The organism is Chthoniobacterales bacterium (assembly GCA_036569045.1).
Classification (GTDB): Bacteria; Verrucomicrobiota; Verrucomicrobiia; order Chthoniobacterales; family JAATET01; genus JAATET01.
In genome coordinates this window covers 20,666-31,593 of record DATCRI010000083.1, presented here as the reverse complement: position 1 = coordinate 31,593, position 10,928 = coordinate 20,666, and the positions used below count along the sequence as shown (strand labels likewise).

Here is a 10,928-nt window from a genome sequence, read left to right as displayed (position 1 = left end):
GCAGATTACTCACGTGTTACGCACCCGTGCGCCACTAAACTTCAGGAGCAAGCCCCCAAAGTCTCGTTCGACTTGCATGTCTTATCCACGCCGCCAGCGTTCGTTCTGAGCCAGAATCAAACTCTCCGTAAAGAATTTGGTCCTCCGGGCTTAACCCTTCGGAAATTCCGACTATCCAATTGTTCCAACTCGGTGAGACCGAGTCGGGAATGGGTCGTCAAATGATTTAAAATTACTCAAAATCAACGAAAGAACGCACAATTCAGTTTTTGCTGAATTTGCTGTTTCTATCTAGTTACTTGTTACAAATTGCGTTCTGAATTTTCGCGAATGCGAAAGGTCAGACCAAACTTTAAATGAACGACTTCGTAGTTGAGGCCTTTTCTTCGAAGAGCAATGAATTCGGGCATATGCCGTTTTTCATCAACAACTTCGAGACGGTTCACTCACTCGAGTTTGTTTCCGCAACCGGCGAACCGGTTCGTTGCGGGAGAAGCAAACTAGCAGAGCTTTTCGAGTCGTCAACATTTATTTCAAACTTTCTTTGGAAAGTTCGGCGCTCGGAAGCGCAATTTGTTGTTGCGTTCTGAATTTTCGCGATTGCGAAAATACCAGATTCAGATTTTCAAAAAACTTTCTTCGTAATCGGAGTCTTTACACTCGACACTCGTCTCATTTGGGGACAGTTGTCCCTCTCATTGAGTTTCAAGCATCGAGGCGGTGCATCCGCTCGAGAGAACTTCGCCTCACTCGTTACCGGTCAACCCGGTCCGTCGTGGGAAGGACATTGATATCAGAGCGCGCCAGCGGGTCAATGGTTTTTCATCAGATTTTTGAAAAGATTTTTCAACTTGCCATCTCCCCATGAACTCAACCCTCTCGTAGACCAAGTATTTATCGGCATCTACGGATCCCGCATGTAAAAATGACGATCGTTTTCGATGAGCAGAAAAATTGAGTTCCCCTCATCGAGGCCGGCGAGAACGTGTCCACATTTCCAAAAATCCCAAGTCAATCCCCTCGAACCAGCGATTGAAGCCAGCCTCTTAACCCGCTCGAACCCAAGCGACCGGTGGCAGGCCTATCGGGAGGGCACACCGCTGCCCAAGGGAGGCCGCTCCTTGACTGAAGGCTGCGCGCCAATCTCTCCACTGAGTTGGACGGCAGGGAGGTAATCTGGCTTCAGGTCCAACGCGACGCCCACTTCCTTGCGTGCTGCCTCGGCGTCGCCGTTTTGGTTCAACGCCATCGCAAGCAGGTAATGAGCGAGATAGCTCTGCGAGTCCGCCGCGACAGCCTTGCGGAGAGTGTCGATGGAATCCGCTATTGCGCCCTGGCGGAACTGGGCACCGCCAAGATTCGTGAGCGCGAACGAGTCATCGGCTTTCAGGTCCAGCGCTCTTTTAAACGCAGTGACGGCCTTGGGGTAATCACCAAGCAGACGCTCGGTGATGCCGAGGTTCACAGCCGCGAAGTAGCTTTGCGGAGCCTTGGCCACGAGCTCTTCGTAGATGTCGCGACTCTCGCCGAGCCGGCCCTGCTGGGCAAGGTCATTGGCCTCTTTCGCGCGCGCACTGAGATCCTCGGGAAGATCCGAAGTCGGAGCCTTCTTCTCGACAACGAGCGAGAAATCGGCGCCGCCAGGAACTCCCGTGACCGGATTCTCGAACAGCTTCCGCTCGCGCGGGCTGAGAGCGGTTTCCGCCTCGGCCATCGCATTGAGTTTCTCCTCAAGCGTCGTCGACCGAACCTGAAGCTTCTCCATCTCCTCCTCGACCAGCTTGCGAGCTTGCTGGCGCCTGGCCTGTTCGGCGAGTTGCCGCGACACGAGCGATTTCAAAAGCGCGTTCTCCTCCGCCATCGCGCCGGTCGTTGCAGCGGTAGCCGCTGATGTCTCGGAAAGCTGCTTTTCCAGTTCCACCATGCGCTTGCCACCCGCCGCAAGCTGGTCCCGCATAGTGGCGAGCGAACGGTTGACGGTCTCGACTTCCGCGCGCAGTCCCTTCTCGATCTTCTCCCGCTCCTCGCGAGATTTGGTCGCGGTCGCGATCTCCTGCTCGGCGGCAGCGAGCTTGGTTTCGAGCTGTTTGTTCTGCTCGGCAAGCTTGGTGGAATCCTCAAGCTTTTGCTCCAGAGCCTCGGTCTTCGCCACGGAGGCGTCACGCTGCTCTTTCAGCTGCGCAACTTCTTTCGTCAGCCGTTCGACCGTTTCCTTCCGGGCATCGCGATCCTTCGCGACCTCGAGCACCTGCTTTTCTGCCGCCGCGACCTTCTCCGCCAGATTCTTGCTTTGGCTCGCAGTCTTCTCGAGATCCGCAAGTTTCTCGACGAGTGATCTGTTCTTCTCCTGCTCTGCAGTCCGCTCCCACTCGAGTTTCTCGAGGTCGGACGGTTTGACGCGACGGCTCTCGCTCAATTCCTTTCTCTGCTCGAGCAGGCTCGTTCGAATCTTTTCCGACACGTCGATGAACGACGCCGCGCGCTCGAGCTTCGTGAAGAGTTCGTCGTTGCTCTCATTGGCGACTTCGACATCAGCCCGGGCGGCTTCGAGCTCGGCCTCGAGACCGGCAATGCGTTTATCCATCGCAGCCTTGGTGGCCTCGCCGTTGTGCTGGGCATCATCGAGCGAGCGATTTGCCTGCTCCAGCTGGCCCTTGAGCTCGACGTTCTGAACCTTCGTTCGATCCACCTCGGTCAACGCCATCTGCTCACGCGCGGTGGATTCCAGCAGCCGCTGCCCGAGATTCTCGTTCGCAAGCTTTTCCTGGTTGAGCTGGAGCTGCAGGCGCCGCAACTGATCTTTCAGCGCGTTCACCACGCCGTTCTGAACGATCTGGTCGGTAAAATCTCCTCCGCTGCTGCGTGGGGAAACGCTGGGCACGACGGGACTTGGGGGAGGCGCCTCGCCGGGAACCGGCAACCGGTAGGATGTCGAAAACATCGGAGGTCGCGGCGCCACCGGCGCAGGACGGGAAAACGCCGGCGTCGGAACGGGCGCGCTCGACATCGCCATGGGAGTTCCCTGCGCAGAAGATTGCAATCGCGCGATCGCTTCCCGACTTTTCTTCAAACGAAACGCAATGACGATCGGCTCGTAATCTGGCGACTGCTTCTGGATCTGCTCCAGCGCGCTCACACAGAAGCGATATTTTTGCAGGGCGTCTTCGGTTTTCCCCGACGATTCGAGCTTCTCCCCCGTCTTGAAAGTCTGAAACACCTGCACAAAGACGGCGCCGGGATCTTCGGCGGCATGCAAGGTCGCGAAACCAGCGAAGGCGCAACACAGCGCGAGCAGCGGGGGGACGCTCCATTTTCGCATAATCGAACTTGAAAAAGTATCAGGCCTCCGAGGCGAAGACAATGGCTTCCCGCAAATTCGCTGCACGGTGTCAGGAAACGTTTTGTTCACATCGTATTCACGGCCTTGACAGCGATCGCCCGGCAGGTTAAGCAGCGCCCGGAGCGGGGTTCAGCCCCTCGTTCCGCGAGAACCGAACTGCGATGGATGCCACTTTGGACAGACCCGTGCTCGTTCTGAACCGCCTCTGGCAGGCGGTCAACACCTGCAGCGTGCGACGCGCTCTCACGCTTCTCTTTCAAGGCCACGCGCACGTCGTGCGCAGCGACGCCGAGAACAATTTCTACACCCACGATTTCGGGAGCTGGCGGGAGCTTTCCCAAAGCGAGCCCGAGAAGGAAATGGTGAAAACCATTTCGGTGAACATCCGGATACCGCAAGTGATCGTGCTGCATTTCTTCGACCGCCTGCCGAAGAAGGAGGTCAAGTTCACGCGCTACAACGTCTTCGAGCGCGACAAGAACACCTGCCAGTATTGCGGCGAGATTTTCGATCGGCGGGATCTCAATCTCGACCACGTGTTTCCGCGCGATCGCGGCGGGCAGACCACTTGGGAAAACATCGTGTGCTCCTGCATTCCTTGCAATAGCCGCAAGGGCAATCGCCTGCCGCACGAGGCGGGCATGCAGCTGCTCCGCAAACCGAAACGCCCGAAATGGCGTCCCTTCATCAACATTTCCTTCCCTAGCCCTCACCACGAGAGCTGGAAGCATTTCGTCGACTTCGCCTACTGGAACGTGGAACTCGGCGACTAGCCGAGCTCCCGTCGCCCTGCGCCCGGATCAGGCCGGAGTGGCCTGCAGCGTAAGGGAAAGAGCCACCGAGGCGAGGAAACCCACCATTCCGAGCGCCGCCAGCGCAATGGCCGCGTAGGTCAGCGCATCGGCTTTCGGCTTGGGCTTTGGAAACGGAGAGGCGTTCACAAACGCACCCGGACGGGCGCTCGAACCTCCGAGGCTCGCGGCCGCCCGCTCAGACTGAGGCAAGGGCTGGGCCGAACTGGCCGGCGCATCGCCCACAAAAACCGTGTCGATGCTGCCGAAACGAATCTGGTCCCCATCCTTGAGGATCGCGTCCGCTGCCGCCTCACCATTGACAAACGTCCCGTTGGTCGACCCCTTGTCGACGAGGCGATGCTTGCCTCCTTCGAAAGTGATCTCCGCGTGATGGCTGGAAACGGAGCCGTCCTCGATCTGAATCGAGTTGTCGGCGAGACGACCAATCGTGGCGGTCTCCTCGGTCAGCTCATGAACGGCCTGGTTATCGTCGGAAAGGTAAACGCGAATCTGGGGCATGGCGGTGAATTAACAGCGCGCTTTCGATTCATCAACCGTTTTGGCGAACTGATCGAAAAAGTAGCCCGCGTCACGCGGGCCGGGTGAAGCCTCGGGGTGATACTGAACGCTGAAGGCGGGCAATTCGCGATGCGCGATGCCGGCCACGGTGCCGTCATTCAGGTTCACGTGCGTGACTTCGACATCCGCCGGCAACGACTCGGGATCGAGCGCATAGCCGTGATTCTGCGAAGTGATCGCGATCTTTCCGCTGCGCAGGTCCTTCACCGGCTGATTCGCGCCGCGATGGCCGAACTTCAATTTGAACGTCCGGCCGCCCAGCGCGTAGCCGAGCAGTTGGTGGCCGAGACAAATGCCGAACACTGGCACCCTGCTGTCCACGAGTTCACGCACGGTTTCGTGGGCGTAAGTCAGCGCCCCGGGATCGCCGGGACCATTCGAGAGAAAAACACCGTCGGGGTGGCGCGCCAGCACCTCGGTCGCCGGGGTCTTCGCGGGCACGACCTCGACCTGAAACCCGTGCTGGCGCAGCAGCCGCAGGATGTTTTTCTTCATCCCAAAATCATAGGCGACGATGCGCCGCTTCGGCTCGGGCACGGGCAGGAAGACATTGCCGAGCGCGTCCCTTTCCTCGACGCGGTCCACGGATTCGTTGGCCAGCGCCTGCACCCACTCCCGGCTCTTCGTGCCATCGGCATCCCATTCATACGCCGCCGCAGGCGTCACTTCCTCGACGAAATCCACGCCCTCGTAGGCCGCGCTGCGAGCCCGCTCCACGGCTTCCGCTTCGCTCAATCCCTCGGTCGTCACGCAGGCCCGCATGGCGCCCCGCGTGCGCAGGTGCCGGGTGAGCGCTCGCGTGTCGATCCCCTCGATGCCGGGAATGCCATTGCGCTCCAGAAAATCGTGCAGGGAGAACTCGCAGCGCCAGTTGCTCGAGATCTCGCTAAGCTCCTCGACGACAAACGCCCTCACGTGCGGCGTCTCGCTCTCCACATCCACGGTATTCGTGCCGTAGTTGCCGATTTGCGGCGCCGTCATGGCCACGATCTGACCACGATACGAGGGGTCCGTGAGAACCTCCTGGTATCCCGTCATCGACGTATTGAAACAAATTTCTCCAACGGCCGTGCCGCGAGCCCCAAAGCCCTCGCCGCGAAACACCCGACCATCTTCCAACGCTAAAAGTGCAGACACGCCGAAAATATGCGTGGCCCCGTCTTCCGACTCAACCCTGGAAAAACAAAACCCACGCGGCGCCGATTTCCTCGGAGCCGCGCGGGTGAAAGAATTTTGCCCCACCTGTGCCGTTCGACGCGTATCCCGTTCCCTCATGGAAACGGCGGATAACCGCGAAACGAAGCGCTGACTTCCGATAAAGGCCTGTCATTACCTCGCCTCGCAAAGCCTCCTAGTCACTAAACATCGGATCGGGAGTTCGCGTGCTAATCTCGAACACTGCAGGGCAAAGTCTCGTCTCGTCCTTTCGGACCAAGACCAAAATTTTGAAAGATCGTTACTCGCGGAATTCGATCCCGAGTTCACCGCGCAACCGGCTTCTCAGTCGATCGCAGGCGGCGTTCACTTCCTCTGTCGTGAGCGTTCGCTCGGGGGAGCGGAAAGTCAAGGAGAAGGCCAGGGACTTTCGATCGGCCGGAAGTTTTACCCCCGAGTCGTCCGTGAAAATATCGAACGGCGCGAGGCCGGCGAGCAGCGGCTCCCCGGCCGTTTTCACCACGCGTTCCACTTCGCCGAAGCCCACCGATCGCGGCATCACCGCCGCCAGATCCCGCGTCACTCCCGGGAATTTCGGTGCGGGCGCGAAGGCACGCACCGCCGATCGCACCGCCTGCAGGGCGTCCATTCGCAGCTCGGCGGCCACGACTGGCTTCCGCGCATCGAGCTCACGTCCGGCGGCGGGCGTCAATTGCCCCGCAACCCCGGCAACGAATCCGCCGATCCGCACCTCGAGGGCGAGACCGAAGCGAGCGTCTTCGATCGTGGCAAACTCCGCGCCCGGCGCGAGCGTCTCGATGATGCCGCGCAGGTCGAAGAGATCGATATCTCCAGCCTCCGCGTCCCGCCACGTGCGGGCAGCGCGAGGGCCGGTGGCCACGAATCCGACCATCAGAACTTCCTCCTCCTCGGCATTCGCAAACACCCGGCCCACCTCACAAAGGCGCGCCGTCGACGCGCCGTGATTCACATTTCGACGAACCGCGCCGAACAGGCCGCCGAGCAGACTCGGCCGCAGCGTGCTCTGCTCTTCCCCGAGAGGATTCCGCAATTCGCGGTGGCTGTCCCCGGCCGGGCGGGCAACGAGAGTGCTCGTGCGCGCTTCGCTGAAGCCCATCCCGCTCAACGCCCGGCGAACGTCCATCGCCGCATCGTAGCTCGCATCCGCCGACGACGCATGCGCGGACGCGGCAGCCACGGAACCAACGACGCGCTCGATGCCGACCAGTCGGATGACCTCTTCGAACAAGTCCACTTCGCGGGTGAGGTCGCCCCGGAACGCCGGCACGATCCATTCCGCGGATTCCGCATCGCCGGATTTCATCTCGAGACCGAGCTTCGCAAGCGTTTCGTCGATCTCGGAATCTGCCAGCGCCACGCCCAGCAGCGCGCGACAACGCGCATACCGCAGGCAGACCGTCCACTGGAGCGCCGGCAGCGCACCGGCCGTCGCGGTCGATTCTTCCAGCGTGCCGCCCGCAAGGTCGGCAATCCATTGCGCCGCACGCTCGCTGGCTGCAAGCACGCCTGCCGGATTCACGCCGCGCTCGAAACGATAGCTCGAGTCACTGCTGAGCCCCAGTCCGCGAGCCGTCCCACGAACACCGGGAGCCTCGAAATACGCGCTCTCGAGAAGAATGTCGGTCGTCGATTCGGACACGCCGGATTCCTCCCCGCCCATCACGCCAGCGATGGCGAGGGCCTGCGCGGAATCCGCAATCACGAGGTCGGTCGCGCGCAGGGAATATTCGCGGCCATCGAGCGCGAGAAATTTTTCGTCGGTCGCGGCGCGGCGCACCACGAGACCACCGGCGACCTTGGCCGCGTCGAAGGCGTGCAGCGGCTGGCCGAGCTCCATCATCACGTAGTTCGTGACGTCGACGACGTTGTTGATCGGACGCAGGCCAATCGCCTCGAGCCGGCGGGCGAGCCAGTCGGGGCTTGGTCCGACCTTCACGCCGGAAATGCGGCGCACCGAGTAAAACGGGCATCCGGCAGAATCGTCGATCCGCGCCACGGTCGCATCTACGCGCGTCGGCGCGGGAATCACCACCGGCGCCGTGAGCTGCGCTCCGGTATTGGCCGCAATCTCGCGCGCAATGCCCACGTGACTGAGCCAGTCGGGACGATTCGAGGTGATCTCGATTTCCAGCACGGTCTCTGGCGGGAAAATTTCCGCGATCGGCGCGCCGACCGGCGTATCTGCAGGAAGAATCAGCAGGCCTTCGGAGTCCTCGGCAAGGCGCAGCTCTTTCGCACTGCAAAGCATTCCCTCGCTCTCGACGCCGCGCAGCTTGCCGACCTTGATCTTGAAATCACCGGGCAGCACTGCACCGGGCAATGCCACGGGCACCTTGTCGCCGACCTTGTAGTTCTTCGCGCCGCAGACGATCTGGCGCGGATGGCCGCTGCCGTCGTCGACGCGCGTTACGCTCAGGCGGTCGGCGTTCGGGTGCTGGGTCGACTCGAGGATCTGGCCAACGACGACTTTCGGAAAATCGGCGCCTCGCGTTTCGATCGAGGCGACCTCGAGTCCGGCGCGCGTGAGGAGCGCATCCAGTTCAGCCACCGATTCGGCGACAGGAACAAATTCTTTCAACCAACTGAGCGAAATCTTCATGGGAACGGCCGGCGGCCGGAACCGCCGGGGAAAGCTAAAATTGTTTCAAGAACCGGAGGTCATTTTCGACAAGCATGCGGATGTCGGAAATGCCGGTGAGATTCATGGCGAGGCGGTCGAGCCCAAAGCCGAACGCAAAACCGCTGACCTTTTCCGGATCATAGGCGCGATCGCCGCGCTTTTCGCAGATCGACTCGAACACAGCGGGATCGACCATGCCGCAGCCAGCGAGTTCCATCCATTTTCCACCAAGGGCGGCGGTTTGGATGTCGATCTCGAAGCTGGGCTCGGTGAACGGAAAGAAGTGCGGACGAAAACGGATCGCGGTGCCTTCACCGAAGAGCTCCAGGAAGAAGAATTCCAGGGTGCCCTTGAGGTCGGCCAGCGAGACGTTCGGCGCCACGTAGAGCCCCTCCATCTGCGTAAATTGCGCGAGATGCGTCGCATCGACTTCGTCACGGCGGTAGGCGGCGCCGGGCGCGATGATGCGCACCGGGGGCGTTTCGCTTTCCATCGTGCGAATCTGCACGGTGGAGGTATGGGTCCGCAGGAGGCGACCGTCGGGCAGGTAAAACGTATCCTGCTCGTTGCGGGCCGGGTGATACGACGGCGTGTTCAGCGCGTCGAAGCAATGCCACTCCGTCTCGATATCGGGCCCGTCGGCGAGCGCAAAGCCCATGCGGCGAAAAATGCGGACGGCGCGATCGAGAAGCTGCGTGAGCGGGTGGATCGAGCCGTTCAGGGGCGGAATGCCCGGCAGGGTGACGTCGATCTCAGAAAGGGCGGCGGCGTCGGCCGCCTGCGCGAGAGTCTGTTCGCGGGTCTCGAGGGCGGCGGTCACATCGGTGCGCAGGGCGTTGAGCGCCTTGCCGATGGCGGCCTTGGATTCCTTCGGCACGGTGCGCATCCCCTCGCTGAGGAGCGGGATGGCGCCGGCGCGACCGAGATATTTGACGCGGGCGGCGGCGAGTTCCGTGGCAGTGGGCGCCGCTTCGATGGCGGCGAGAGCTTCGGTGCGAAGCGATGCGATCTGCGCTTCCATAAAAAAGAAATCCGCAGACTTCACGGACGCCGGGGATTTTGAGGTCCCGGCGGTTGCCCGTGTGGTCTGCGGATCAGAGATTTGTGATTAGGCGGCCTTCTTGGATTCGAGAGCCGACTTCACCTGAGCGATGATCGCGCTGAAAGCGGTCGCGTCGTTGATGGCGATGTCGGAAAGAACCTTGCGATCGAGACCGATATTGGCGGCCTTTAGCCCTTCGATGAAACGGCTGTAGGTGAGGCCTTCGGAGCGCACGGCGGCGCTGAGACGGGCGATCCAAAGGGCGCGGAAACTGCGCTTGCGGGTCTTGCGGTCGCGATAGGCCCAGTATTTGGCCTTCATCTGCGCATCCTTCGCATAGCGAAAGAGCTTGGAACGGCGGCCGCGGTAGCCCTTCGAGGCGTCCACGACGCGCTTGCGGCGCTCGCGGCTGGCGGGAGCATTGGTTGCTCTTGGCATGTGTCATTAAACTCCGGCTTTCAACCGGAGCCTCCTTGGAACGGACTGTTTATAATGCGATTCCGGGCCTCGTCTGTTCCGTATCCCCCACCATTGGCGGGGGCAGACCGCGGAATCGTTGAGTTTAGGCGAAAGGCAGGTTCAGCTTGATGCGGGCCTCGTCGGTCACATCCACCACCGCGGCCTTCGCAAGGTTGCGCTTGCGTTTGGCCGATTTGCTGGACATGAGGTGACGCCGACCAGCATGGGCGCGCAGAACCTTGCCGGAAGCGGTCACTTTGAAGCGCTTCGCGACAGCCTTTCGTGTCTTGCTGCGTGCGATCTGTTTGGGCATGAGAGCCGGACACTATGGGTGCCGAGCACGCGTGCAACAAGAAAAATTTGCCCGTTTGCAGGGAAAAACCCGCCGGTCGCCGGTTGACGGACCATCAAGTCGCCGGTAGAAACGGCCATGCGCTCCTCCTCCGTTCTTCTTGCCCTCGCCATTTCCCTGATTTCTCCCACCCTCCTGCAGGCGATCCCGGTCAGCCAGGGCAAGATTGTCCAGGGACGTTATGAGGTGAACGGACGCTCCTCCTCGGCGGGAGTTTCCGTGAGATACCGGTCGTCGAACGTGCATGTGTCGAACCATGGCAACCTCAAGGGCTGGGTCTCCCGTCAAGTCACCGCAAATGGCCGCCTGATCGAATACACGCTGGTCCGAATCCACGGCTCGGTCGGCCCAGTGAAAGTGCGGGCTCGCAAGGGCACTTTCGAAGCGAACGCGGTCATCAAGCTCGGCAAAGGCGCAAAATTTCGCGGAAAATTCGTTGGCCTGAGCGACCGTTCCCAAAAGAAATCCCGGTATTTCCACGGCAAGCTCAACGGAAACAAGCACAGCAACCTGACGCTGCGCTCACGCTAGAGGCCGGCGCCGGG

10 protein-coding genes and 1 rRNA gene are annotated in these 10,928 nt (G+C 60.8%); 3 read left to right on the top strand and 8 right to left on the bottom strand.

The window, feature by feature from the left end:
• Positions 1–132: ribosomal RNA gene (locus VIM61_14635) — 16S ribosomal RNA — on the bottom strand; the annotation flags it as partial.
• Positions 133–356: 224 nt separating this feature from the next.
• On the opposite strand from VIM61_14635, the gene VIM61_14630 reads away from it, so the two are divergent.
• The gene (locus tag VIM61_14630; protein ID HEY8901645.1) at positions 357–590 is read left to right on the top strand and encodes a hypothetical protein; all 234 of its coding nucleotides are present in this window, start codon (positions 357–359) and stop codon (positions 588–590) included.
• A gap of 491 nt (positions 591–1,081) precedes the next feature.
• Here VIM61_14630 and VIM61_14625 read toward each other — a convergent pair whose 3' ends face one another.
• On the bottom strand, positions 1,082–3,256 hold the full coding sequence (locus VIM61_14625) for a tetratricopeptide repeat protein (GenBank protein ID HEY8901644.1): 2,175 nt from the start codon (positions 3,254–3,256) through the stop codon (positions 1,082–1,084).
• Between the two features lie 245 nt (positions 3,257–3,501).
• On the opposite strand from VIM61_14625, the gene VIM61_14620 reads away from it, so the two are divergent.
• Complete coding sequence (locus tag VIM61_14620; protein ID HEY8901643.1) at positions 3,502–4,113, top strand: HNH endonuclease; 612 nt, start codon at positions 3,502–3,504, stop codon at positions 4,111–4,113.
• Between the two features lie 27 nt (positions 4,114–4,140).
• Here the strand turns inward: VIM61_14620 and VIM61_14615 are convergent, their stop codons facing one another.
• The 6 genes from VIM61_14615 to rpmI form a co-directional block, all read right to left on the bottom strand.
• Positions 4,141–4,653, bottom strand: a complete 513-nt coding sequence (locus VIM61_14615) for an FHA domain-containing protein (protein HEY8901642.1) — start codon at positions 4,651–4,653, stop codon at positions 4,141–4,143.
• Between the two features lie 9 nt (positions 4,654–4,662).
• The gene (gene carA / locus VIM61_14610) at positions 4,663–5,850 is read right to left on the bottom strand and encodes a glutamine-hydrolyzing carbamoyl-phosphate synthase small subunit (protein HEY8901641.1); all 1,188 of its coding nucleotides are present in this window, start codon (positions 5,848–5,850) and stop codon (positions 4,663–4,665) included.
• A gap of 319 nt (positions 5,851–6,169) precedes the next feature.
• Positions 6,170–8,509, bottom strand: a complete 2,340-nt coding sequence (gene pheT / locus VIM61_14605) for a phenylalanine--tRNA ligase subunit beta (GenBank protein HEY8901640.1) — start codon at positions 8,507–8,509, stop codon at positions 6,170–6,172.
• 34 nt (positions 8,510–8,543) lie between these two features.
• On the bottom strand, positions 8,544–9,551 hold the full coding sequence (gene pheS / locus VIM61_14600) for a phenylalanine--tRNA ligase subunit alpha (GenBank protein HEY8901639.1): 1,008 nt from the start codon (positions 9,549–9,551) through the stop codon (positions 8,544–8,546).
• An 87-nt stretch (positions 9,552–9,638) separates the two neighbouring features.
• Complete coding sequence (rplT, locus tag VIM61_14595) at positions 9,639–10,010, bottom strand: 50S ribosomal protein L20 (protein ID HEY8901638.1); 372 nt, start codon at positions 10,008–10,010, stop codon at positions 9,639–9,641.
• A 124-nt stretch (positions 10,011–10,134) separates the two neighbouring features.
• On the bottom strand, positions 10,135–10,344 hold the full coding sequence (gene rpmI / locus VIM61_14590) for a 50S ribosomal protein L35 (protein ID HEY8901637.1): 210 nt from the start codon (positions 10,342–10,344) through the stop codon (positions 10,135–10,137).
• Positions 10,345–10,461: 117 nt separating this feature from the next.
• Between rpmI and VIM61_14585 the strand changes: the two genes are divergently transcribed.
• Complete coding sequence (locus tag VIM61_14585; protein HEY8901636.1) at positions 10,462–10,914, top strand: hypothetical protein; 453 nt, start codon at positions 10,462–10,464, stop codon at positions 10,912–10,914.
• Positions 10,915–10,928: the final 14 nt, after the last annotated feature.

Excerpts from the sequence above, each read along its gene's own strand:
- VIM61_14630 (HEY8901645.1), top strand. The coding sequence starts at position 357 with ATGAACGACTTCGTAGTTGAGGCCTTTTCTTCGAAGAGCAATGAATTC.
- VIM61_14620 (HEY8901643.1), top strand. The coding sequence starts at position 3,502 with ATGGATGCCACTTTGGACAGACCCGTGCTCGTTCTGAACCGCCTCTGG.
- VIM61_14615 (HEY8901642.1), bottom strand. The coding sequence starts at position 4,653 with ATGCCCCAGATTCGCGTTTACCTTTCCGACGATAACCAGGCCGTTCAT.
- pheT (HEY8901640.1), bottom strand. The coding sequence starts at position 8,509 with ATGAAGATTTCGCTCAGTTGGTTGAAAGAATTTGTTCCTGTCGCCGAA.
- pheS (HEY8901639.1), bottom strand. The coding sequence starts at position 9,551 with ATGGAAGCGCAGATCGCATCGCTTCGCACCGAAGCTCTCGCCGCCATC.
- rplT (HEY8901638.1), bottom strand. The coding sequence starts at position 10,010 with ATGCCAAGAGCAACCAATGCTCCCGCCAGCCGCGAGCGCCGCAAGCGC.
- rpmI (HEY8901637.1), bottom strand. The coding sequence starts at position 10,344 with ATGCCCAAACAGATCGCACGCAGCAAGACACGAAAGGCTGTCGCGAAG.
- VIM61_14585 (HEY8901636.1), top strand. The coding sequence starts at position 10,462 with ATGCGCTCCTCCTCCGTTCTTCTTGCCCTCGCCATTTCCCTGATTTCT.